This window comes from Paenibacillus sp. J22P169 (assembly GCF_059691995.1).
Map to the genome: position 1 here is coordinate 177231 of NZ_JCAUAO010000007.1, position 26555 is coordinate 203785.

The window sequence follows — 26555 nt, forward strand, 5'->3', positions numbered from 1 at the left end:
TAGGGAAAGAAGGGGAGTTTCATGAAAAAAACAATTAGTCTTAGTCTGGCTGTCGTTCTGGCGGCTTCCGCTTTAACGGCATGTTCATCTGATGGAAAAGTAGATGGAAATGCTTCTCCGCAGCCATCAGGGAATGTGAAGAAAGCACCAGTCAAGTTTTCGATGCTGTATCCAACGACGGTCAGCACGGGGTACCATACCGTCGTTCCAGATTTGAACAAGGATAAGTGGATACTGAAACTTGAGGAGCTGACCAATACGGATTTGGACGTCAAGGTTGTGGAGGATGCCAAATTCGGAGTTATGTTCGCAAGTAATGATATTCCCGATGTTGTTGGAAGTATCGGAGGTCCTGGGAGTAAGTCAATGTCCGGCTCTGTAGAGAACGGTGTTTTCATGCCGTTGGATGATCTTCTGAAGCAAAATGGGCCTAATTTGTTAAAATTGGTACCCAAATCGGCGTGGGATAGTGTTTCGTATGAAGGGAAGATTTATGGCGTTCCCGAATTTTTGAGCAATCCATCCCGCCGTTCGACGTATATTCGTACAGATTTGCTGGAAAAGGCAGGGCTGCAAGCACCTAAAACTGTTGACGAGTTTCTGAATGTGCTGCGAGCTTTTAAGAAGATGGGTGTAGAGAGTCCATATCAAATGAGAGAAAACTTCAAGTATGCGGACATTATTCTAGGAGCTTTCGATGTTTTGCCGTATAAGGATCAATTTGAGTTAGTAAATGGTCAAGTCGTACCGAAATTTTTCGATGTAGAAAATGTTCAAAAGGCACTTGCCACGTATAAAACGATGTATGATGAAGGTTTGATTCCTAAGGAATTCGCAACCATCAGTTCTACCGATTTCACGAAAAGTATTGAATCAGGCAAAGCGGGCATCTGGTCGCAAAATGCTTCGGGATTACCTGGTTACCGTACGAAGATCCAACAAGCTGCTGCAGGGTCAAAAGTTGATATCATTCCATCACCTAAAGGACCTGAAGGAAAAGGCGGATATTTCTATTATGCACCCGTCATTCGTTCCTTCTTTGTTAATAAAAATGTGAAACCAGATACGGCTGCAGGTATTATTAAAATGTTTGATTGGATGGTTTCGCCAGAAGCTGAGACATTCTTCACCTTTGGGATCGAAGGGGATTCCTATACGAAGGATAGCAGCGGGAATATCACATACAAATTCCCGACGACAAAGGAACAGACAGATGAAGAAGGGTTCCGTAGCGGAACGATGTGGGCTGTGCATGACTCCACCTATAATAAACCTAGATTGCTGCTGAACGAAGATGGAAAAGCAACGCTGAAAGCATTCGATGACGTTCTCGCTAAAGAAGGTTTGCCCGGTATCGGATTTTATCCGGATTTGAGCAGCTTTGCTAAATTCCCAGATCTTGCAGCTCCGCAGCCTGACGTAGGCCCGAAAATCGTCATTGATCACATGATCAAAATGATTTATGGCAAAGAACCAATCACGGATTGGCCGAAGGTGATCGAAGAGTATAAAGCCAAAGGCGGCAACGAAATTATTAAAGAAGCGACTGATCGTTGGAACAAGAAGCAAGGCGCGATTATGATTGACATAAAGAAATAAACAGTCTTTCCAAAGAGGCATCCCACATGCAGAAGATTCTGCGGAGGGATGCCTTTCATCTGCCGAAATCGTAAAAAAACACATGTTGTCTTAATTTAGTCCGTTCTGCTTGGATGAATATTCCCCTATAATAAATCCATTGAAGCCTTTGGGAGGTCGTACATATGAAAGCGATATTGGTTGGTTTAGGTTCAGCTGGGTTCAGCTGGTATAAACGTCTGAGAGATCAAGGATTATTAGCAGCTGTTGTTGAAGTTGATATAGCAATGAAAGAGAAGATGCAGAATGATTCTTTTCCTTTCTACACGTCATTAGAAGATGCTCTGCAGAACGAACAGGCTGATTTTCTAGTAAACGTGACTTCGCCTATGATGCACACCGTGGTGAACCATGCGGCGTTTGACCATAATCTGGCTGTTTTGTGCGAGAAGCCGATTTCCTTTGATTATGAGGAATCCATTGATGTCGTAGCTCGAGCGGCTAGGGAAAAGATCCCCTTTATGATCGCAGAGAATTACCGCAGGATGCCTTATATTCGTAAAATGAAACAGCTTTTGGACGAAGGTGTTATTGGTAATATTTCGTCTATGGATATACAGTTCTACAGATACCACCATGTTCAGCGGAGATATACCGTGAGTATTCTGGATGATATCGGGGTCCATCACTTAGATATGATTCGCTATTTCACCGGGAAAGAAGGGAAATCGGTTCAATCGAAGCTGTACAATCCAATTGGCGCCTGGAAAGAGCAAGGAGCGCTTATCAATGCGTATGCTTTCTTTGAAATGGAAGGTGGCATTACAGCGGCCTACAACGCATCCATCTCTGCCAGAGGGACGGAGACGCCATGGAGCGGCAATTGGCGAATTGAAGGAACCGAAGGCGCGATGGAAGTCATCGATAAAGAAATCCGCCTCATTTGGGACGGTAAAGTCGTGGTCGTTGATGATCTAAGTGGTGTCGATGAGACAGATACATTGGCTGAATTTCTGGCAGCTCTCCGTGAGGGACGCGAAGCGGAAACTAGCGGCAGGGATTATTTGAAAACCCAAGCACTTGTTCATTACACAAAGCTGGCTAATGAGTCCGGCAGAACCATGTACATTGAGGTTCCAAATTTATAGAGAAATGGGGAAATAAACATGCAGACAACGAATTGGCAACAATCGGCACCAGGCGTATGGCGACTTACGATAGGAAATCCGCAGGGCATGACACCGCTCTCTTTGATGGGAGTATCACTGAAATCAGAGGCTCTGGAACAGCTGCCGCAGGTGAATCCTCCATTTGCAGTAGAAAGCCTCGAAATCGAGGACTTAGGTGACTATCGCATGCTATCTATACCGCTTAATCGTACGGAAAAGCTGTATGGGACAGGCCTGCAATTATTAAGAATGAATCAACGCGGAAGAAACCGTTATTTGCGGGTAAACAGTGATCCTAAGCAAGATACAGGGGAGACGCATGCGCCAGTGCCTTTCTACATAAGCGATCTCGGGTATGGCGTGTTGGTGGATACTTCACGAATCGTTACCATGTATTGCGGCTCAACCGTAAGACAAGAGGAGACGCTAAGCGAGGATATACGTGATCGAAACACTGATAAGGGATGGAAAGCCACTTTAGTCGCAACGCGCGTAGAGATCAAGATACCTAAAGAAGGTGCAGATGTTTATCTGTTTGGCGGTCCAACGCTTTCGGACGTGGTGGCTAGATATAATTTATTTTGCGGTGGAGGTACATTGCCTCCGAAGTGGGGACTTGGCTTCTGGCATCGTGTTCCGACGTTGTATACAGACGAGCAAGTGCTCGAAGAAGCTGAGCAGTTCCGCCAGCACGATATGCCTTGTGATGTGATCGGACTCGAACCTGGTTGGCACAGCCATAGCTACCCGGTCAGCTATGAATGGGAAAACAGCCGATTCCCTGAACCTGAACAGTTCGTCAAAGAATTGGACCGTAAAGGCTTTCGTGTGAACCTGTGGGAGCATCCTTTTGTATCACCGGAGAGTGAGATATATGAGGAATTGAAGCCACTTTCGGGGAGTCACTCGGTATGGGGAGGGCTTGCTCCTGATTATTCGCTGCCTGAAGCTGTGGCGCTTTATAAGAAGCAGCATGAAGAGCAGCATGTCAATATTGGGGTAGCCGGTTACAAGCTGGATGAATGTGACGGCAGTGATTTGACCAACAACTCCTGGATGTTTCCAGGACATGCTCAGTTTCCATCCGGTCTGGACGGCGAGCAGATGAGACAAATGTATGGGTTAATGTTCCAAATGATGACGACGGAGCTATTCCGCAGCAAAAATCGGCGAACATACGGACTTGTTAGGGCATCGAATGCCGCGGCTTCTTCTATGCCTTATGTCTTGTATTCGGATCTTTATGATCATAAGCAATTCATTCGCGGTGTATGTAACGCCTCTTTCAGCGGGCTGTTGTGGACGCCGGAAGTGCGAAGAGCTAGAAATGCCGAAGATTGGGTTAGACGGATGCAAACGGTCATCTTCTCGCCACTCGCGATGCTCAATGCTTGGGGAGACGGAACGAAACCGTGGTCCTTCCCAGAGGTTGAGGATACCGTTCGCCACTATATCAAGCTGCGGATGAGACTGCTGCCCTATTTGTATACCGCATTTGCAGCATATCGAGAAAAGGGAATTCCTCCTTTCCGTGCCATGCCATTTGTGATGTCCCCAGTAGAAATTGCTGCAGCCGAGGCGATGGAAGCGGCAGCAGCTGAGCAAACCTTGAACACGACAGATGGCGCTTACGGCAAGAAAAAAGTGAGAGAATGGGATGACCAATACATGGTCGGCGATGCCCTGTTAGTAGCCCCTCTTGTCGAAGGCGAATCTGAGCGAGAAGTCCTACTCCCCCCGGGAATCTGGTATGGATTAGAGACTGGGGAACGATACGAAGGTGGATGCATCATTCAGATACAATGTGGTTTGGAAAGAATTCCAGTGTTTGTTAAGAACGGAGCTGTCATTCCGTTGATGCCTGCGCTGTCGCATGTCCCACCGATGGGTACAAAAGTCCCGCTTGAAATCATTCATTTCGGTGATGCAGCTGGTGAAGGGAATTTGTACGACGATGACGGGGAAACGTTTGACTATGAGTCAGGTGTATGCGGCATGTGGAAAGCAACAGTCACTCGACATGCAGATGGCTCCTTCGAGGGACAGCTTATTGGACCGACTGAGAAGCCGCAAGCATACAGTTCTGTCACGTGGCGCTTTGCACAAAAGCGTTTGTAGCACCCTCCGTTGAAGAACCGATCACGGTGAGTTATCATAATTGGATATTGATTCTGAGACATGCAAGGAGGTCTGGACATGCACGTATTAATAGTAGACGATGAACCTGTCATTCGCAGAGGAATCGTAAAGATGGCGGAAATGTACCAACCTGCTTTCTCACGAATTCAGACAGCCGAGAATGGCGTGGATGCGTTGGAACGCATTCGTGCCTGCGAGCCTGATCTTGTGCTGGTAGACGTTCGTATGCCGAAAATGGACGGATTAGAGCTCTGCAGAATCATTCATGAGGAATTCCCGCAAATCAAAACGGTTGTGATATCCGGATACAGTGATTTTGAATATGCACAAAAAAGTGTGAATTATGGTGTTCGTCATTATATGTTGAAACCCGTCACGACAGCAGATGTACATGACATGCTGAATCAGTTAATTAAAGAGCCTTCACGCGGCTACATGCCGCCCTCCCGTTACATTGAGTGGATCGATCAAATGGAGCAGCAAATATGGGCTTTGCAAATGGAGGAGCTTGGCAGCTTAATCGATCGTTGGCGAGACTATTGTCTCTCAGTGAATGTATCGCTGGCTGGACTTAAAGAACTATTGGATGATTGCCATGCCCTGTTAGTCAAGCGCTTCCAAGCCCGCAACTACTCACCGTCTATCACGCAAGCCTATAGGAAGGCAGATAGTGTGAAGGAAGCCTTAGACATGTTTAATAGAGGTTTGATTCAAATGGCCAAGGGACTGCAAGCTGTTCGAAGCGGAAGCTTCAAAGATCCGATGGAAGAGGCCAAAAGTTATATTGACAGCAGATTATCGGAAGACATTTCGTTAGATCAAGTTGCTGCCATGGTCGGATTGACACCGACGTACTTCAGCTCGCTTTTTAAAAAAGTAACACAGGAAACCTTTGTTCAATATCGGATTAACAAAAGAATGATGAAGGCAAAAGAAATGCTGGCTATTCCTTATGTCCGAATCGTGGATGTAGCTGCAGATGTCGGGTACGACGATTACCCGCATTTTACGAAAACCTTTAAAAAAATTGTAGGCGTATCGCCTTCTGAATATCGTGCAGGACTTGGTATCAAATGAAAATTAGAGGGTTAACGAAGAAGATATTTGTTTATTTTTTGATCGTTATCATTCTTTCACTTAGCAGTGTTGGTATTTTCTCCTACATGACTTCTTCCGGTGAATTAACGGAAATGGTTGAGAATCAAATGAACCAGATCGTCGGAAATGCGGTTCATCATACCGATCTGTATTTGAAAGATTATGAACGCTCCATTGTATCGCTTTTGACGAACAGACAGGTCATGGAGTTTATTGATTTGAAGGCCGATCGAGAGGAATATGACTATTATATTGCTCGGAAAACGATTCTCGAACTAAGTGTCGATCCGTTATTTATTCGTAATCCGAAGTTGGCTTCTGTCTATTTGCTCAGTGATAAGCTGAATGCGGTTTATTACTATAATGGTGTGAACGAGCAATCTTTCAATTTGGAGGATAAGCGGAAGCAGCGCGAATATTTTCTTGCCAATACAGCAGCTGATGGCAAACTAAGTATTTTGAACCATACGATCATTGAAGGTCAAGATAATCAAATGCTTACGTTAGTTCGCCGTTTTCGAGGATTCACCTCACCTGAATTGAGTGGCATCCTCGCCATCGAGATGCGATCGGCTGATCTATCGGCCCTATGGAAAGGGATTGATTTAGGGAAATACGGCTATCTGTTTATCATTGATAATAAAGGACGATATGTCTATCACCCGGATGGGAAAAAAGTCGGATCCGATGTGCCGCAAGCGTTTGTAGAGAAGCTGGAGCAAGCAGGGACTTCTGCCTTCGTCGACACGAGTGAGGGTGACGAGCGCATGTATGTAAGCCGGAAGTCCGATTATTCGGATTGGCAGCTTGTTGTGTCCATGCCGCTGCGTGAACTGCGTAAACCTTTGATGAACATTCGTTCTACAACGCTAATCGTTGGTTTATTTACGTTGGTGCTGGCGATTTTACTTGCGTATCGATTCGGTAAGTCGATTACGAAGCCGATTCAAGTGTTAAAAACCGGGATGAGAGAGACGGAGAAAGGGAATTGGGCCACGATTCCATTACCCCCTCACAAGGACGAGATTGTTGAGCTCATGGTCCGCTACAATTTGATGGTTAATCGGCTATCCGAAGCCGTTGACCGCGTGGTTCAGGTTGAAATCAGCAACTCAGAGATTCGCATGGAGCGTCAGCGAGCGGAGTTTCAATCCCTTCAGCTGCAGATCAATCCTCATTTTATGTACAACACACTCGAGACGATTGTTTGCTATGCCACGATCCAAGAATCAGAGGAGATATCGGAAATTGTGAAGGCCTTGGCTTACATGCTGCGATATTCGGTTCAAACCAATCTCGAGGAGATTACCGTTGCTAACGAATTGAAGCATGTTTTGTATTATATTGTTGTTCTGAAGCACAGAATTGGCCGTGAATTTGAGATTGATGTTGCGATAAAGCCGGAGTATCTGCTTCATGTTATGGTTCGTTTGACCCTCCAGCCTTTAGTGGAAAATGTGTTCCAGCATGCATTTCCGGACGGCTTGGAAGATTATCACTTCGTTCGCATTGACGGAGGCGTCGTCGACGGGATTTTTTGGATCAGCGTTGAGGATAATGGCTCAGGGATGACGGAGGCCAAATTAACACAGCTCCAAGAGAAATTGAGCGCAAACCGGTTGGCAGATGCGGAAACAGATGAAGCGGGCAAAAAGGGCGGCATAGGCGTGCTCAACGTCCATCGCCGCATTCAAATGGTCTATGGGGAGAGCTATGGACTGAGGATTGAAAGTGTGGCTGAGCAGGGAACGAAAATGATCATGGTGATGCCTGCATCGCCTAAACAGCTTGATAAGCCAAACGTTGAATAGGGGGCGTATTCTTGAACAATCGTGAGAAATTGTGGTATCTGCAGCCTGCTAAGTTGTGGGTGGAGGCGATTCCGATTGGCAACGGTCGGTTGGGCGGGATGATCTTTGGTCACGTTCAGGAAGAACGAATTCAGTTAAATGAAGACTCCATCTGGTACGGAGGTCCTAAGGATGGACTGAACCCTGATGGGTCTCATTATTTGGGAGAAATTCGGGATTTGCTATTTGGAGGTAAGGTGGAAGAGGCCACGCGATTAACGCGAATGTCCCTTTTCTCCACGCCTAAATATTATAATCCGTATCAGCCTTTGGGAGACCTGAGGCTTTATTTTCATGGTCAAAAAGGTGAAGTTGAAGGGTATCGCCGAGAATTGGATATCAAGAACGCCGTAGCTCGGACAAGCTATAAGGTTGGCGGAGTCACTTATCGTCGTACGATGTATGCCAGCAATCCAGATCAAGTGATCATTATCCGACTGGAATGTGATCAACCTGGGCAGCTGAACTTCTCGGCGAATCTCAACCGCAGACCCTACGAGGGGGAATCAGGCAGGTTATCGGCTGACAGCATCTGGATGAGCGGCGAATGTGGGAAGCACGGTGTTGAATATGCCTGTGTGTTGAAGGCGAAAGCCGAGGACGGTTCTGTCTCTGTCATTGGCGATTTCCTGTCCGTGGAAGGGGCTAGCTCTGTGACGTTGATGCTTGCCGCAGCCAGCACATTTCGAGAGTCGGATCCATTAGCAGCATGCCAGCTGCATATCGCGGCTGCGGATCAGTTTAAAGCGGAAGAACTAGAGCGCCGGCATATCCACGATTATCAAACGTTGTACAATCGGGTGAGTCTGCAACTGGCGGAGCATGATCCGTTAGATGATTTGGCTACCGATGAGCGATTAAAGCTGCTGCAAGAATCACATTCGAATGTGGATATTGGATTGACGGAGCTTTACTTTCACTACGGCCGGTATTTGCTTATCGCCAGCTCCCGCCCGGGATGTTTGCCAGCGAATCTTCAGGGCATTTGGAATGACAGCTTTACACCGCCTTGGGAGTCCAAATACACGATTAATATCAATACGCAAATGAATTATTGGCCAGCAGAGGTATGCGGATTATCCGAATGTCATGAACCTTTGTTCGATCATATTGAACGCATGCAAGTGAGCGGTCGGCAAACAGCAAGGGAGCTGTATAGATGCTCCGGCTTTGTCGCTCATCACAACACAAACCTATGGGGCGAAACACGGCCAGAGGGCTTGTTTCCGACTTGCGTGATTTGGCCAATGGGAGCAGCATGGCTAAGCTTGCATCTTTGGGAGCAATTCTTGTTTACCCATGATAAGGAATTTTTGCAGCATAGAGCCTATCCAATCTTGAAGGAAGCTGCAGCCTTTTTCGTTGATTATTTGGTGGAAGCGCCGAATGGTCAGCTTGTGACGGGACCCTCTGTCTCGCCCGAAAATGTATACGTATTGGCGGATGGAACTAGAGGAGCATTGACCATGGGACCCGCTATGGATTCGCAGATCATCCATGAGTTGTTCACGGCATGTATCCAGAGCAGCGATCAGCTGCAGGTAGATCGTGAGCTGCGAGATATGCTCTCCGCGCTGCTAGAACGGCTGCCTAAGCCTCAGATAGGCAGACATGGTCAGATCATGGAATGGCTGGAGGACTATGCAGAGGAGGACCCAGGGCATCGTCATATTTCACAGTTGTTTGCCCTGCATCCGGGAACGCAAATAAGCCCGCATCGTACGCCGGAATTGGCCAAAGCAGCTTCAGCAACCCTTCAGCGCAGATTAGATAACGGAGGTGGGCATACGGGCTGGAGCAGCGCGTGGATCGTTAATATGTATGCGAGGCTAGAGGATGGTGAACAGTCGCATGCGCATTTGAGTCATATGCTGCGAAAATCAACGTATCCCAACATGTTTGATGCGCATCCACCTTTTCAAATTGACGGCAATTTCGGAGCCACAGCTGGTATCGTTGAGATGCTGCTGCAGTCACATGCGGGTGAGCTGAGTTTGCTCCCTGCCCTGCCGTCTGCGTGGCCACAGGGGGCTGTGAGCGGCTTGAGAGGGCGCAATGGATATGTGATTGATCTTACGTGGTCCGATGGCAAATTAACGGAAGCGGTAATCCGTGCAGCTAAGTCTGGACAGTGCAGGGTCCGTACTCGTGAAGCCGTTCTGGTGCGCTGTGGAGGAGAAGACATCCTAGTGAACAGGGATCAAATGGTTATCGAATTTCGAGTTGAAGCGGGCTGCACGTATGACATTTTCAGAAAATAGGGAACATTGACTTGGAATACTAGTCATTTCCATTTTCAAAAATCACTAAGAGAGAAATCAGTGACAATTTAAAATTTCGGGCAAGTTATCCTTCTTGGGTGCATAGGATTGTAGTACACAATTCACCATCACGAGCTGACCTATTGCCAGTAAAGGCAGCAGTGAAAGGAGGTACCCATGGACATATTCAAAAGAATTTCAGAGCATCGTACGGAGAAGGATTCATTGAGCTGGACCGGTACGTTCGCGGAGTACATAGAATTGCTTCGCAGTAATCCTGGACTCGCGAGAACTGCGCATTCAAGGGTCTATGACATGATTGCTTCGCAAGGCATCAACGACCAAGTCGGCCACAAATCCTACAAGTTTTTCAACCAAGAGATTTTCGGTCTAGATCGTGCCGTTGAGAAGCTGGTGGAAGAATATTTCCATTCCGCAGCCCGTCGATTGGATGTTCGTAAACGTATTTTGTTGCTAATGGGTCCTGTAAGCGGTGGGAAATCCACAATTGTGACCATGCTGAAACGCGGATTAGAGCAATTTGCCAAAACGGATTTAGGGGCAGTCTATGCGATCAAAGGGTGTCCGATGCACGAAGAGCCGCTTCATCTGATTCCGATGGAGTTGCGACCAGAGATCGAGCGCGAGCTGAATGTGAAAATCGAAGGCAGCTTATGCCCATCGTGCCAAATGCGTTTGAAAACGGAGTACAACGGTTGTATTGAAGATGTGCATGTAGAGCGTGTTTTTGTCTCTGAAGAAGGCCGGGTAGGGATTGGTACGTTTAGTCCTTCAGATCCCAAGTCGCAGGATATCGCGGATTTAACGGGAAGCATTGACTTCTCGACGATTACAGAGTTTGGTTCTGAGTCTGATCCACGGGCGTATCGGTTCGATGGCGAGCTCAATAAGGCGAACAGGGGGATCATGGAGTTCCAGGAAATGCTGAAATGTGATGAGAAGTTCCTGTGGAATTTGCTCTCACTTACCCAAGAGGGTAATTTCAAAGCGGGTCGCTTCGCCCTGATCAGTGCTGACGAGTTAATTATCGCACATACGAATGAAACGGAGTATAAGTCTTTTATCGCGAATAAGAAAAATGAGGCCTTGCAGTCTCGTATGATTGTCATGCCGATCCCTTATAATTTGCGTGTATCTGATGAAGAGAAAATTTACTACAAGCTTATCGGACAGAGTGATATGTCCCACATTCATATTGCACCGCATGCGCTGCGTGTAGCCGCGATCTTCTCGATCCTCACGCGTCTGAAGGAAACGAAGAAGCAGGGCATGGATTTGATCAAGAAAATGCGCATGTACGACGGAGAAGTTGTTGAAGGCTACAAGGAAGCTGATCTGAAGGAAATGCAAAATGAATACCAAGAAGAAGGCATGAGCGGAATTGATCCACGGTATGTTATTAACCGAATTTCAAGTGCCTTGATCCGCCAGGATCTCCAATGTATTAATGCGCTAGATGTGCTGCGTGCTTTGAAAGACGGTCTGGATCAGCATCCATCGATTACCAAGGATGAGCGGGAGCGCTTCCTGAACTTCATCTCCGTTGCCCGTAAGGAATATGACGATATTGCCAAGAAGGAAGTGCAGAAAGCTTTCGTCTACTCATTCGAAGAGTCGGCTAGAACGATTTTCGATAACTACTTGGATAATATTGAAGCGTATTGCAACTGGGGTAAAATTAAGGATCCGTTGACCGGCGAGGAGATGGATCCAGATGAGCGTCTCATGCGTTCCATTGAAGAGCAGATTGGCATTTCGGAAAATGCGAAAAAAGCATTCCGCGAAGAAATACTGATTCGTATCTCTTCTTACTCGCGCAAAGGCAGAAGATTCGATTATAGCAGTCACGAGCGGCTGCGTGAGGCAATTGAGAAGAAGCTATTCGCTGATCTGAAGGACATCGTGAAGATTACGACCTCGACGAAAACACCCGATGAGAAGCAGCTGAAGAAAATTAATGATGTGACAAAGCAGCTCATTGATGAGCACGGCTATTGCCCGGTTTGCGCCAATGAATTACTGCGGTATGTAGGAAGCTTATTGAATAGATAGGCGAACGTCTTGAAGCCAAAGACCTGAGCGGGTGACGACCCCTTAGGTCTTTTTTACTGTGCACAGGATGCCGATTGTTGCCTAACACGTAATCTATGAATCTCTCATATACTACTTTAGCTTCATAATAGAGGAGGTGTAGAAGATCATGGCAGGGAACTCAATGAAAATAACAGGCGCTTATATTTTAATCTTAGTAAGCTTTCTAGCTATCATCTTGACATGGGAGTTGAAGCTATTGACACCTTTGGGGGGGATTTTCATTGCAGGTGTAAGCTTCATAGGGGCTGTTCTAATGTGGCAGGATGCAGTCGAATCATTGCAAGGAGTTGGCGCGGAGGATGACAAACGAGCCAAAACTGATCGCTGATAAACAAGAGGATAAAGACAACACCCCCCAGAAGTCGAAGTCTGAATCCGGGAAGTGGAGTGATTTATTTGGATTCGGCAAAATGATGGACAAACTCCCACTTCATAAACTCTCCGCAAGAATGGCCTATTGTATGTTTTTTGATTTAGTTTTACTGTTTTTTATTCTCATTCTACGTGCGACAGATACCAAAATGAATGAATTTCCGAATGCTTGGGATTTCAGAATGATCGTACTCACAACCATTGTTGTTTTCTTCGTAGGGCTGTGCGATTTGATGAAATTAAAGAAATAATAGAGATGAAATCCACGCTAAATGCCTCTTTCGTAAAAAAAAATGCAAAGAGGCTTCCTGTGTTTAGGCTAGTTTATGTTAAATTGTAAACTTAAGTTTACAGAAAATTCAAGCACCTGACCCATGTTGTTTAATGTCGAATAATAAGTGCAATTTGTAGTATTTTGTCGAATGATATGGAAATATGGGACATTTTAGACTGTTCTGGTATATCGTAACGAATTATGCCTAAATTGCACATAAAATTCGGAACTATTACAAAGGTAAAAATTTGATTAATATTACATAAAGAATGCCGATGTGGTGCTAATTTCCTAGTTCTTAAGGTAGGCAACACATCGTATATATGTTACACTTTCACTAAGAGTTTAAACAGAACGATGGTAAATATACTAATATTTTGTCGAAATTTTTGAAGATAGTTTTAATGATTGGGGTTTCCTATGATTGATATACATAGTCATATCCTCCCAGATTTAGATGATGGGGCATCTGATTTGGAGCAAGCCGTTCACATGGCAAAGGCAGCCGTGGAACAAGGCATACATACCGTAATAGCTACCCCGCATCACGAGAATGGTAGATTTACAAATGACGCAGACTTGGTTACAGATCGCGTGATATCGTTCCAGGAAGAGCTGGCTAGCAGGAAAATTCCTCTTCGTATTCATGCAGGTCAAGAGATTCGCATATATCGGGGATTAATCGACGATGTTGAAGCTGGGCGCACAACCACGTTAGATGGGTCTAATTACATGCTTTTGGAATTCCCATCGGACCACATTTCCACGGGGATTCATGAAATCATTCATGAGCTGCTGTTGCTGGACATTGTGCCTATCATTGCACATCCTGAACGCAATCGTGAGATTGTCCAGGATCCTACGAAACTACTTGAATTGGTGCAACTAGGAGCTTTGACTCAAGTAACGGCTCATTCGTTGCTGGGTCACTTTGGCAAATCTATTCAATCCTTCTCGTTTGATTTATGTAGGAACCACTTGGCTCACTTTATTTCTTCTGATGCGCACAACACGACCAATCGCGGGTTCGCACTTGCCGAAGGGTATGAAGCTTTGCGTGCTGAGCTGGGACAACCTATTGTGAGTTCTTTTCAAAACAATGCCAACAGGATCATACATAATCTTACTATCGCGACGCAACCCCCTGTTTGGGCGAGACCGAAGTGGTTTCAGTTTTGGAAATCTAAATAAAGCAACACAACTAATTTAATGAGGTGAATTTTAGCATGACGATGAAAAAGAAATTAACCGTAACAACATTGGCAGCAAGCATCATGTTTGCATCCATTGCTGGACTTCCATTAAGCGAGCAAGGTCTAGCTAATAAACTGGGAATTACAACAGGTGTGGCTTCGGCTGAAAGTTCCTTACAAGATAAGTTGGATGGTTTGCGTGATGAGCTAGCTAAGGATGCTGATGGGCTTGCAGCTGTAAAGGCGACAAGAGATCTTGTTGCTGACCATGACATTACGAAGGATGAAATGAAGGTTTTACTTGGGAATGTCTGGACTAAATTGAGTGAGGTTGAAGTAAGTCCAGGTGTAGGCGTAAATGTAGATCCGATATTTGTTCTAATTAATAGCTTGGATTTATTCTATGACAAGTCTAGTGAAACAATTGATACATTGCTTAACGATCCGGATATTAAAATAGCAATTGACGCTATTTTTAAAGAAGCTGGCGGAAGAACCTTAACTAAGGCTGATGTCATTGCTTTCCAAGAAGTTGCACTTCAAGCGCTAGCTTCGGAAGAAAACCAGAATGACTTACTTGAAAGTGTTGGGAAAGCTTTCTTCGGGGGTTCCTCTCAAGATATCAAGGATGCACTGAGTGATATTGTTGATAAAGACGTTTTGTCGAAAAATTTATTGATCAGTACATTCCTAAATCATTATGGAATTACACTTGGTGATCTTAATGCAGTTCAGAATAGAATTGCGAATAAAATTGGCGTGCAAGCCATTGCAGCAAGATCAGCCATTGAATCTGCTGGTATCCGTTACGTGTTGGCAGACGAGTTCAAACTTGAAGATTTGGATTCGAGTTCAACAGTCTTCCAACCAAAACTTACTGTATTTGACCTGCCATTAAATTCTTTTCTGACTTGGAGCAAACAAAGCGGAACTGGTGTGAAATTTGAATCAGGTAAACTTATACTTGACGGTGCTGAAACAGGAAAAGGTGTTCTCCAAGCACACGATACCAAATTTGGTCTTCTGCTGTATATTTCTCCTGAACAAACATTGAATAGCACAGACGATGGAGATGGTGGAAACACCGGAGGTAATGGTAACACTGGCGGTAACACTGTACTTCCTCCAGTTAATCCTACTGACCCAACACAGGTAGATTTTGGTGATCTTGCTAAAAAACTTGAGGGTGCAACTGAAGCACAGAAAAACGAAATCTTCAAACAAGCACAAGAAGCAGTCGCCAATGCCATTCGTGAACTAGCTACACTTGATCTACAATCACTTATTAAAGTTGAAGGCGATACAGCTAAACCAACTCTAAATGTTGCCGAGCTAGCAAACAAGATGAAAGAAATTGCTGCGAAAGCCAAAGAACTTAACGATCAATTGAAAAAATTGAATCCAAATGCAAAAGTGGAGAAGATTCAACTTAAACTTGATTTCGGGTCAATCTCTGCTAAAACAACGGAAATTCCGTTAGATAAAGCCTTATTGGATGCAGCAATTGCTAATGGCGTAGATACGCTAGCCATTTCCATGAACGGTCTTACATTAGGTATGAATCCATCCGAATTTGGTGCTGATACATCACTTAAAGTGACTAATCAAGATAGCAAAGTAGCAACAAGTGCAACACAACTACCAGTAGCTTCAGGGGTATACGAGTTTGAATTTACATCAGGTGGCAGTCAAATCAGCAACTTCAATACACCAGTTGAAGTGACGATTCCAGTTCCTAATGGCAGCAAATTCGATACTGAGCTATTATCCCTAGCCAAAATTGTAGACGGTAAATTAGAGTTCTACGGTGGTAGCTATGAAAATGGCGTATTGAATGCCCTGCGTACAGGGTTCTCCACTTATACAGTAGTCGAAAATAAAGTTGATTTCGGAGATACAGCTTCCGTTAAAGTATGGGCTGGCAGACAAATTCAAGTTGCAGCATCCAAAGGGATCGTAGAAGGTCGTGCTGATCAAGCATTCGTACCGAACGGTCTAGTAACACGTGCGGAATTTGCGAAAATGATCGTAAAAACGTTCTCCTTGGAAAGCGTAACAGCAACTGAGAACTTTACGGATGTGAATGATTCTGACTGGTTCAAAGTCTACGTGGCTTCCGCAGTTAAGAATGGCATTGTCAACGGTAAAGAAGCAGGCAAATTTGACCCGAATGGCAACATTACTCGCGCTGAAATGGCAGTAATGTCATCCAGAGCACTTGCACTTAAAGGGATTTCCTTGAGCCCAGCTAAGGAAGACGAAGCACTCAAAGGATTCACGGATGTGAATGCGATTAACGCTTCTTTGAAAGCTGGCGTTGCACTTGCAGCAAGTGAAGGAATTGTCATTGGCGAGGAAGGCAATGCATTTAATCCAAATGCCAACTCTACTCGTGCACAAGCGGCGGTTGTCATCTATCGTTTGTTGAATAAATAGTAACCGTATATTTCAGGAGGAATCCTCATCTCTACCAGATAGAGGGGGATTCCTTATCTTTTGTAATAAAAATAAGATGAGACCAACGACCAAGGCGAGACATGACATCATGTAGACGGAGGGAATGGCATGGAATTGGATTTAAAGGATTACTTGAAAATTATTAGGAAAAGGGTGTGGATGATACTTTCAATTGTTGTGCTGGCAACAGTAGCAACGGGGATTATCAGCTATTTCTTTTTGCAACCAGTGTACCAGGCTTCAACTAAGTTAATTGTAAACAAATCAAATGATCAAGTAGGCGTATCTCAAGTTGATATCAATACAGTTAATTTAAATATTAGACTCATCGACACGTATAAAGAGATTATTCGCACACCAAGAATCATGGATAAGGTTATTGCCGATTACCCACATTTGAATATGACTGCTGAGCAGCTCGTTAATACGGTCAAAGTCAGCTCAGTTAACAATACACAAGTTATGACTCTGATTGTACAAGATCCTTCGTACGAACGCGCAGCGAGTATTGCCAATGCCGTGTCGATCGTATTTCAAGATGAAATTCCTAAGATTATGAAAGTCGATAATATTTCATTGCTGAATGAGGCCAAGGACATGGAACATCCAGTGCCTGTTAAGCCGAATAAAAAGCTAAACGTAGCTATCGCTTTTGTAGTGTCGTTAATGATTGCTTTAGGGATTGCCTTCCTGTTGGAATACTTGAACGATCAGCTTACAACAGAGGAAGAAGTAGAGCAGTTCCTCGGATTGCCAACACTAGCCATGATTACGAAGATGAAGCCAGAAGATTTCCAAAATCATCATAGCAAACAAACTAACGAACAAGTAGAAGTAGTGGGAGGACGATCGGATGTCAAACTCAACCAATAAAAGGCCCATTATTACGCATCAGAATCCCAAGTCTCCCATTTCCGAAGCGTACAGAGCACTTAGAACGAACATCCAATTCTCATCCATTGATGAAGAATTGCGAGTTATCATGGTGACTTCGGCAGGACCTGGTGAGGGTAAATCAACAACATTAATCAATCTAGCTGTAGCTTATGCGCAAACAGATAAGAAAGTATTAATCATTGATGGGGATCTCAGAAAGCCCACCATGCATCATACTTTGCGTGTATCCAATAGATGGGGACTCACCAATTTGCTAACGAATCAATTAACCATTCGTGAAGTACTTCAAGACACTTTTGTTCCAAATTTGCAAATTATTACGTCGGGACCTATCCCGCCTAACCCATCGGAGATCCTTGCTTCTAAGAAGATGATAAGCACGATCGATGAGTTGAAACAACGTTTTGATGTTATTCTAATCGATGCTCCACCTGCGATTGCCGTAACGGATTCACAGATCATTGCTTCTCGTACAGATGGTGTTATCTTGGTCGTTAATTCAGATAGAACGAAGAGAGATGCAGTGCTCAAAGCGAAGCAAAATCTAGATAACGTACGAGCGAGAATTCTCGGAGTCGTCTTAAATAATGTGGATCGCAAAAATAAAGATGCCTACTATTACTATTATTATGGTGAAAGTCAATAAGATCACCTACGAGTGAGGGATTCCCGTGAAGTTTGGCAGCAAAAACATAATACTCGTTTTGCTCGATATGGTTCTGATTTGGATAAGCGTTTTGATTGCCTATTTGTTGAGGTTTGAATTGCATATTCCTAGTACGTATATGAGACAGTGGATGGAATATTCGGCTATATCCATGGTTATTGGATCCGCCTGTTTGATCTACTTCAAGATGTATAGACGCGTATGGGAATATGCAAGTATAGGCGAAGTCATTTCGATCGTCAAAGCAGTCGTAGCTACCTGTACGCTGTCTTATTTCGTTATGCTTTTGCTACACGAACCAAATGTTCCATTCGCTGTCTACGTCAGGGTGATGGAGAACATGATTCTTATTATAGGAGCAAGTCGTTTTGTCTGGCGAGTGGTTAGAGATAAATACTATAAGAAGAAATCTAACCAAAGGAAAGCGTTAATCATTGGGGCCGGTGACTGCGGGATCTTAATTGCCAAAGAATTGAAATTTAATTCGAATTCTCCTGTGTATCCTGTTGCCTTCGTTGATGATGACCCTTCTAAGTTTAAGCATTTGATCATGGGCGTCCCTGTACTTGGTGACCGTAATGCGATTATTCAAATCGTGGAATCCAATGAAATAGACGAAATAATTATTGCGATGCCTTCCGTTTCGAAATTAGAAGTATCTGAAATTATTACGATTTGTAAGCATACCAAAGCCAAAATGAAGATCATTCCAAAGATTAATGATTTAATCGAAGGCAAAGTCACCATAAATGCGATTCGTGATGTTCAGGTTGAAGATTTATTAGGACGCGACCCTATTAATATTGATCTGGATGGCATTGCTAATTATGTACAAGGTAAAGTTGTTCTGATTACCGGTGCCGGTGGCTCTATTGGTTCCGAATTGTGCAGGCAGATTGCACCTTTTCAACCCCATAAATTAATTCTGTTGGGGCACGGTGAGAACAGCATTTATTTAATCGAGAAAGAAATACATAGGCTTTTTCCGACATTAAAAATAGAGCCAGTTATCGCAGACGTTCAGGATTTGGAACGGATGAAAGAAGTGTTTCAAGCTTTTCAGCCAAAGGTCATTTTCCATGCAGCTGCTCATAAGCATGTTCCCCTCATGGAACGCAATCCAGCAGAAGCTATTAAGAATAACGTATTCGGGACCCGAAATGTTGCAGAATGTGCTCATCAATTTAAAGCTGAGCGATTCGTCCTCATTTCAACAGATAAAGCAGTCAATCCGACCAGTATTATGGGTGCAACCAAGCGTATTGCTGAACAAATCATTCAAAGCATGGATCTCATAAGCCTAACCAAATTCGTAGCTGTTCGCTTTGGTAATGTTCTCGGTAGTCGTGGCAGCGTGATCCCGCATTTTAAAGAACAGATCGCCTTAGGCGGACCTGTGACCGTTACGCATCCTGAGATGGTGCGTTACTTCATGACTATCCCAGAAGCTGTGCAGCTTGTTATCCAAGCAGGCGCTTTCGCGAAAGGCGGCGAGATCTTCGTTCTAGATATGGGCGAACCAGTCAAAATCGTAGATCTAGCCACTGACCTTATTCGTCTCTCCGGCTTCGAACCGGGAGTCGACATCGAGATCCAATTCTCTGGCATTCGCCCAGGGGAGAAGCTATATGAAGAACTGTTATTAAGCGAAGAAGGGCTTGGAAACACTTTGCATGATCGAATCTTTGTGGGAAGTCCTTTGAAGATAAGTCAGAGTGAACTAGCTCTGAAGATCATACTACTAGAGAATGTAATTGCTGATAAACATGGGACCGTTCATGAGGCTTTGAAGCATTTGGTGCCGAGTTTTAGTAATGTGGGTTAGAGGGATATTGGGAGTAAGTTCTATACTACAGATTTATTCATAGAGGAGTAGTTCTTTTATGTATTTGAAAATTAAGAGACTAATTGATGTGCTTTTATCACTAATTGGAATATTAATTCTATTGCCGGTTTTCTTATTATTAATTATAGCAATAAAGTTAGATTCCAGGGGTCCCGTACTATTTAAGCAAAAGCGAGTAGGAATAAATAAGAGTTACTTTTATATCTTGAAGTTCCGAACAATGAGAATAGATACTCCTAAGGATACTCCTACACATCTTCTAAAGCGGCCGGAACAATACATTACTAGAATGGGGAAGTTTCTAAGAAAGACTTCGCTGGATGAGATTCCTCAGATTTGGAATATACTCCTAGGGCATATGAGTATTATTGGACCTAGACCAGCTTTATGGAATCAGTATGATTTAATCAATGAAAGAGATAAGTTTGGTGCTAATAATATTTTGCCAGGGCTTACTGGTTGGGCGCAGATTAATGGTAGGGACGCGCTTTCAATTGAACATAAGGCTAAGTTAGATGGTGATTATGTGGAGAGAATGAATTTATTGCTGGATGTAAAATGTTTTATTTGGACTATTTTCAGTGTAGTAAAGAGTGAGGGAATTATTGAGGGTGTGAGTATTGGACACGGAAAGAAGGAAGTAAATACGGAGAGAAAATTCATATGAAAAAAATACTTGTTACCGGAGTAAGTGGTTACATAGGTAAAAGCCTAGAGAGTTGGTTGGGTAATTATTCCAATGATTACTTAATAGATTTTATTAGTATAAGAAACGATGAATGGCGGGAAAAGGATTTTTCATTATATGATGTTATATTTCATGTAGCAGGTATCGCGCATATTAAAGAATCACAAGTGAATGCGAATATTTATTATAAAGTCAATCGCGATTTGACTTATGAAGTTGCTTTTAAAGCAAAAAAGGATAAAGTCAAACAGTTTATTTTTATGAGTTCTATGAGCGTATATGGAATTGAAAATGGAGTTATTGGCAAATATTCGCCTCTAACTCCAACAAGCAACTACGGGAAGTCGAAATTAGAAGCTGAGCAATTAATTTCTAAACTGGGTAGTGATAAATTTATTATTACAACAATTCGACCTCCAATGATATATGGGAAAGGTTGCAAAGGGAACTATTCAAGGTTAGTAAAATTCGCGATTAAATCTCCATTATTTCCTAACATCGGGAATAAACGAAGTATGATTTATATTGATCATCTGTGTGAATTTGTTAAGTTAGTTATAGATGATTGTAGCGAGGGATTATTCTTTCCACAGAATGAAGAATACGTAAATACTTCGGAAATGGTTAAATTAATTGCTGAGTCGCATGGAAGAAATATTAAAATGACTAGAGCACTTAATTTCATAATAAAGCTTTTAAAGATAAATATAATAAAAAAAATGTTTGGTAATTTAGTCTACGAGAAGGATTTAAGTGATTATCGTGAAAAATATTGTCGATTTAATTTTAATGATACTATTATTCAATCAAAAAAAGAGGAATAAGTAATGAGGAAAGTACTATTTGTTGCCACTGTATTAAAAAAACACATTATGGTTTTTCATCTTCCTTATTTAGAATGGCTTAAAAAAGTCGGTTATGAAGTTCATGTTTGTGCAAAAAATGATTATGAGATACAAGAAGATATAATAGTACCATTTTGTGATAAGTTTATTGATTTACCATTTCATCGTTCTCCAACTGGCTTAAGTAATTTGAAGGTATATAAAGAATTAAAGGAAATAATTGATTTTGAGGAGTATGATATAATTCATTGCCATACCCCTATGGGAGGTGTAATTACAAGACTTGCAGCATTAAGTGCACGGAAGAAAGGAACGAAAGTAATATATACAGCACATGGTTTTCATTTCTTTAAAGGATCTCCATTAAAAAGTTGGGTGTTTTATTTCATTATAGAAAAATGGCTGTCAAAGTATACAGACATACTAATAACCATTAATAATGAAGATTACATACTAGCTAAAAAATACTTTAAAGCAAAAAAAATAAATTATATTCCAGGTGTTGGAATTGATATTGAAAGAATTAAGAATGTTTCAGTTTTAAAAATAGAAAAACGTAATGAAATTGGAGTTCCACTAGATTCATTTGTGATGTTATCAGTTGGTGAGTTGAATAAAAATAAAAATCATGAAATTGTAATCAAAGCATTAGCAAAATTAAAAAACAATAATATATATTATGTAATTTGTGGTCAAGGCTATTTAGAAGATTATTTGTACGATTTGGCAAAGAAACTGCAAGTGGCAGATCAAATTAAATTACTTGGTTTTAGAAGCGATATTATTGAAATTTGCAAAATTGCTGATTTATTTGTCTTTCCTTCAAAAAGAGAAGGATTATCAGTTGCTCTAATGGAAGCAATGGCGACAGGGCTACCAATAATATGCTCTGATATACGTGGAAATAAGGACCTTGTTCATAATGGCAATGGCGGTTATTTGATTAAAGCTGACGATATTAATTCTTTTACTAAAGTCATAAATGAATTAATTAGTAACAGAACAATGAGAGAGAAGATGAGCAGAAATAATCTTGAATTAATAAGAAAGTTTAGTATAGAAAATGTATTGGATATTATGGCAGACAGTTATGAGAGCGCTAAAAGCAATAAATGAAATTTCATTTAAATATATTAAGATTTTTATTAGGAGCATGGTATGAACTTATTGTTTGTTCATGGGTTTGAAAGGTTAAAAGAAGATATGAATGGGGAATATTATACAAGTGGTAGCTACAATAAAGAGGTTTGGGATAGATACTTATCACTAATTAACGAAATGACTGTTATGTTTAGGAAAGATAATATTATTTATGACCCTAGTTACGCCAAAGAGAAATTTCAATTCTTTGATAGGAATAAAATAAATTTTATAGAAGTTCCAGATCCAACTACTAATTTTTCTTCGCTTTTAAGCCTGAAACTAAGGAAGAATACAAATGAAATAATAGAAAGAGCTATAATAGAAACTGATATCTTAATAGTAAGGTTGCCTAGTACTACTGGAAATACAGCTATTAAATATGCATTGAAACATAAAAAACCATATTTAATTGAAGTAGTTGGATGTCCATGGGATGCCTATTGGAACCATAGTATAAAAGGTAAAATAGTTGCTCCATATATATGGTTTAAAACAAAAAACGTTGTTAAAAGCGCTCCTTTTGTTTTCTATGTTACAAATGAATTTTTACAAAAGAGGTATCCTTCTAAAGGGAAGACAATAGGATGTTCTGATGTTGCTATACCTCCTTTCGATAATAGTGTATTAGAAAAACGTTTGAATAAAATCCGAAATATGCGAAATGGGATGCCAATTATACTTGGTACAACAGCAGTTGTTAACATGAGGTATAAGGGGCACGAATTTGTAATTGAAGCAATTTCTAATTTAAATAATAATGGATACAATTTTGAATATCACTTAGCTGGTGCTGGAGATAATTCGTTCCTTAAAACTATTGCTGAGAAATATGGAGTTTCAGATAAAGTGATATTTATAGGATCTTTAACGCATCAAAAAGTATTTGAATATCTAGATAATATTGACATTTATGTTCAACCAAGTAAGACAGAAGGATTACCTCGTGCGTTGGTAGAAGCAATGAGTAGAGGTTGTCCAAGTATTGGATCTAATGTTGGTGGAATACCAGAGTTGCTAAATAAAAAGTTTATTTTCCAAAAAGGGTCTGTAGTGGAAATCTATAATACACTCAATACAATAATTGAGAAGTTAACATTATTAGATGAGGCAAAACGTAGCTTTGAAAAAGCAAAAGAATTTGATAAAAAGTTATTAGATAATAAAAGAATAACATTTTATAAAGAGTTACTGAAATGTGGGGAAACTAATGATTAGGGTTTTGCATTGTGTTCATGGAATGAATCGTGGAGGGTTAGAAACCTTCATAATGAATGTATATCGTAGTATTGATAGAGCACAAATTCAATTTGATTTTTTAGTACATACAGATAAAAAATGTGATTTTGATGACGAAATTATTGCTCTTGGTGGAAAAATATTTGATATACCATCTCGACATAGTAGTATTTTAAAAAATCAAAAATCCTTAGATGATTTTTTTGCGAGACATAAAGAGTATAAAGTAATACATATGCATTCAAGTTCACTTAGTTATGTTGAACCATTAATAGCTGCCAAAAGGCATAATTTACCTGTACGCATCGTTCATGGCCATAGCACTCAAGAGGGGGGCAGTCTGCTTCATAAATATGTTCACAAATGGAATCAGTTATTTATTAAATTGAATGCTACCCATCATTTTGCATGTTCAGATCTTGCTGGAGAATGGATGTTTGGAAAAGAAATCCGAAAATCTAACTCCTACAGAATAATCAATAATGGAATTCAAATAAAAAAATTTACATTTAATATAGAAAAAAGACAAATGGTCAGGGGAAACTTAGGAGTTAATGAAAAGTTTATAGTAGGACATGTGGGTCGACTCACTCATCCCAAAAATCATGAATTCCTTATTGAAATATTTAATGCTTTCTCTAAAAAGGAGCCCAATTCGTTGTTGATTTTGGTTGGGGAAGGGGAATTACGCGGACAAATCGAGCAGAAGATAAGGAATTTAAATTTAGAAAATAAAGTAATATTAACTGGAATGCGTGATGATATCGCAGATCTTCTTCAAGCTATGGATGTTTTAATATTTCCTTCCCACTTTGAAGGGTTACCAGTTACTTTAGTGGAAGCACAAACAGCTGGTCTTGCCTGCATTGTTTCTGACAACATTACAAAGCAAGTTAAAATTACAGATAATATTGAATATGTTAAATTAACTTCCCCGGTATCTACTTGGGTTGATAAGATTCTAGCATTGAAAGAAAATTATGTTAGGAGAAGCCAAAACGAGAATATTGTAAGTGCAGGATTTGATATAGATATTGTTGTAAATCGTTTAACTGAAATTTACTTGAAATGCTAATTGTTACAAATGAAGAATTCATCTATATAAATTAGGAAAGTATTTTCAAATAACAATATTTCTTGTAATGAACATTACATAGAGGAATGAATGTATTGAAAAATCTTTATTAGAAATTTGTTTAGGCAATCAATCTATTTATAGAGGCAACGGTCTCAAAAGAGGAAATAGATAATTTCACACAAGACACTCAAATTATTAATAATTCAATAAAGATCAAGGATATGTCATACCATTAAGTTACAAGATTTTAGAAGGAATCAATTCTTTATCAATAAACTAAATCATTTCTCACTGCGTAATAAATTATAAAGAAATCTAAAATGTCTGTATAGTTCACAGATTAATAAATTCGTAAGATTTTATACAGAAGCTTGGCAGAATGGTGGAATATTATGCTTGAATTTGTAAACTTTTTAACGTTTGTATGGTTGAGTTTATGTTTATTGTTCGTTGTTAATAGATTGTCAAAAGGATACAAAGATGTAATCTTATTTGTATACATGGTATATTACATGTTTTTTGCCATGCCTCTACTTATGGATTTCATAATTGGAAAACCGAATTATTATATTTATCCTGGTTTTAGAGATGCCACCAGAGATACCATAACTGAATATATATATTCAATATATATAAGTGTTATCCCCATTATATGGCTAACGACTAGTAAACTAAATAAGAAACAAAATAAACTTGAGTCATCGAGTGTGAATATTTTCATTAAAAGGATTTATCCCATATTTTATTTTCTGCTATTTATTCCTATAATAGCTGTACTTTTTTCACCAGACCCTACGCTTTATTTAAAGTATGGTGCTGCAGCCAACGGGTTGTTTATGAATGAAAGTGAAAGTTATCATTTTATAGTAAATTTATCGGTTAACGTTAGCGTAATTTCCATTATTTGTTTGCTAATATTTAGAGAAAATAAAATTCTTAGAAATATTATTTTTTTAAGTCCTATAATGTTCCTTTGTATGTGGGTTAATGGAAAAAGAGCAATTGTTGCTGTCCTTTTAGTAATAATTGGATATATTCTGTGGAAAAAGGGGTATATTAGAGGGAAAAAATTTTATATTTCTCTTATTTTGGCAATTACTTTTTTTGCATTATTCACTAGTATTTATCAATTTAATCTCCGATATGGAAGCTTAGGAATTAATAATTTCTCTGACATATATGAAAATATTAGAATTGATTTTGGTAGAGACGCTGTTACTAAATTTGCAATTAATAGAACACTAAACCCCGAAAAAGGGACAATTTTAGAGTATACTGGTCAAAGTTTTCTATTTGATTTTAGTATGTATATACCAAGAGAGTTATGGACTAATAAACCTTGGCCTTATGCAGTTTATGTGACTTCAGCTATTTTTGATTACCCTCCTGAATATATAGGTTGGGGAATGACAACAAGCATTATCGAAGAAGCAATTTCTAATTTTGGATGGTTTGGAATGTTAATCGGGCCGTTATTGATTTCTATAATTTGTCGCTTAGGGGAGGGCAAAAATCATGAATTAATATATCTATTGACCGTATTGATTGCCTCTTTATTTCTAGTTTTACAAATAGCAGCATTTGCTAATATGTTTTTTTTATGGATTATTTTACTGCTTATAATAAAACGAAGAAAATCGTTTTAATTA

General features: G+C 41.0%; 20 protein-coding genes. All 20 read left to right on the forward strand.

The genetic code is table 11. The features are described from left to right. Positions 1-21 precede the first annotated feature (21 nt). On the forward strand, positions 22-1599 hold the full coding sequence (locus AC58QG_RS26715) for an extracellular solute-binding protein (protein WP_497365133.1): 1578 nt from the start codon (positions 22-24) through the stop codon (positions 1597-1599). 164 nt (positions 1600-1763) lie between these two features. Continuing rightward, a complete protein-coding gene (locus tag AC58QG_RS26720; RefSeq protein WP_497365134.1) occupies positions 1764-2726 on the forward strand; it encodes a Gfo/Idh/MocA family protein in 963 nt (320 codons plus the stop codon). 18 nt (positions 2727-2744) lie between these two features. Continuing rightward, positions 2745-4865: a glycoside hydrolase family 31 protein gene (locus AC58QG_RS26725; protein WP_497365135.1), complete on the forward strand. Its 2121-nt coding sequence runs from the start codon at positions 2745-2747 to the stop codon at positions 4863-4865. A 78-nt stretch (positions 4866-4943) separates the two neighbouring features. Further along, positions 4944-5963, forward strand: a complete 1020-nt coding sequence (locus tag AC58QG_RS26730) for a response regulator transcription factor (RefSeq protein WP_497365136.1) — start codon at positions 4944-4946, stop codon at positions 5961-5963. Then, positions 5960-7795: a cache domain-containing sensor histidine kinase gene (locus AC58QG_RS26735; RefSeq protein WP_497365137.1), complete on the forward strand. Its 1836-nt coding sequence runs from the start codon at positions 5960-5962 to the stop codon at positions 7793-7795. The genes AC58QG_RS26730 and AC58QG_RS26735 overlap by 4 nt, the downstream gene beginning before the upstream one ends. Positions 7796-7806: 11 nt before the next feature. Next, positions 7807-10095: a glycoside hydrolase family 95 protein gene (locus tag AC58QG_RS26740; RefSeq protein ID WP_497365138.1), complete on the forward strand. Its 2289-nt coding sequence runs from the start codon at positions 7807-7809 to the stop codon at positions 10093-10095. 177 nt (positions 10096-10272) lie between these two features. Then, positions 10273-12168 (forward strand): PrkA family serine protein kinase, encoded by a 1896-nt coding sequence (locus tag AC58QG_RS26745; RefSeq protein ID WP_056624593.1) that lies wholly within the window; start codon positions 10273-10275, stop codon positions 12166-12168. 148 nt (positions 12169-12316) lie between these two features. Beyond that, on the forward strand, positions 12317-12538 hold the full coding sequence (locus AC58QG_RS26750; RefSeq protein ID WP_497365139.1) for a hypothetical protein: 222 nt from the start codon (positions 12317-12319) through the stop codon (positions 12536-12538). Further along, positions 12510-12833 (forward strand): hypothetical protein, encoded by a 324-nt coding sequence (locus AC58QG_RS26755; RefSeq protein ID WP_497365140.1) that lies wholly within the window; start codon positions 12510-12512, stop codon positions 12831-12833. Before AC58QG_RS26750 ends, AC58QG_RS26755 begins: the two co-directional genes overlap by 29 nt. A gap of 443 nt (positions 12834-13276) precedes the next feature. Continuing rightward, the gene (locus AC58QG_RS26760; RefSeq protein WP_497365141.1) at positions 13277-14047 is read left to right on the forward strand and encodes a tyrosine-protein phosphatase; all 771 of its coding nucleotides are present in this window, start codon (positions 13277-13279) and stop codon (positions 14045-14047) included. A gap of 35 nt (positions 14048-14082) precedes the next feature. After that, positions 14083-16485, forward strand: coding sequence for an S-layer homology domain-containing protein (locus AC58QG_RS26765; RefSeq protein ID WP_497365142.1), 2403 nt, complete (start codon positions 14083-14085; stop codon positions 16483-16485). A gap of 129 nt (positions 16486-16614) precedes the next feature. Beyond that, complete coding sequence (locus tag AC58QG_RS26770; RefSeq protein ID WP_497365143.1) at positions 16615-17379, forward strand: YveK family protein; 765 nt, start codon at positions 16615-16617, stop codon at positions 17377-17379. After that, entirely contained in the window at positions 17360-18049 is a 690-nt protein-coding gene (locus tag AC58QG_RS26775; protein ID WP_497365144.1) for a CpsD/CapB family tyrosine-protein kinase, read from the forward strand. The genes AC58QG_RS26770 and AC58QG_RS26775 overlap by 20 nt, the downstream gene beginning before the upstream one ends. A 139-nt stretch (positions 18050-18188) precedes the next feature. Continuing rightward, on the forward strand, positions 18189-19895 hold the full coding sequence (locus AC58QG_RS26780; RefSeq protein WP_497365145.1) for a polysaccharide biosynthesis protein: 1707 nt from the start codon (positions 18189-18191) through the stop codon (positions 19893-19895). A 58-nt stretch (positions 19896-19953) separates the two neighbouring features. After that, a complete protein-coding gene (locus AC58QG_RS26785; RefSeq protein WP_497365146.1) occupies positions 19954-20583 on the forward strand; it encodes a sugar transferase in 630 nt (209 codons plus the stop codon). Beyond that, a complete protein-coding gene (locus AC58QG_RS26790) occupies positions 20580-21428 on the forward strand; it encodes an NAD-dependent epimerase/dehydratase family protein (RefSeq protein WP_497365147.1) in 849 nt (282 codons plus the stop codon). The genes AC58QG_RS26785 and AC58QG_RS26790 overlap by 4 nt, the downstream gene beginning before the upstream one ends. Before the next feature lie 3 nt (positions 21429-21431). Continuing rightward, positions 21432-22565 (forward strand): glycosyltransferase family 4 protein, encoded by a 1134-nt coding sequence (locus tag AC58QG_RS26795; protein WP_497365148.1) that lies wholly within the window; start codon positions 21432-21434, stop codon positions 22563-22565. A 42-nt stretch (positions 22566-22607) separates the two neighbouring features. Further along, the gene (locus AC58QG_RS26800; protein WP_497365149.1) at positions 22608-23807 is read left to right on the forward strand and encodes a glycosyltransferase; all 1200 of its coding nucleotides are present in this window, start codon (positions 22608-22610) and stop codon (positions 23805-23807) included. A 22-nt stretch (positions 23808-23829) separates the two neighbouring features. Beyond that, a complete protein-coding gene (locus tag AC58QG_RS26805) occupies positions 23830-24903 on the forward strand; it encodes a glycosyltransferase family 1 protein (RefSeq protein WP_497365150.1) in 1074 nt (357 codons plus the stop codon). Between the two features lie 515 nt (positions 24904-25418). Next, on the forward strand, positions 25419-26552 hold the full coding sequence (locus tag AC58QG_RS26810) for an O-antigen polymerase (RefSeq protein ID WP_497365151.1): 1134 nt from the start codon (positions 25419-25421) through the stop codon (positions 26550-26552). The last annotated feature ends 3 nt before the right edge of the window (positions 26553-26555 follow it).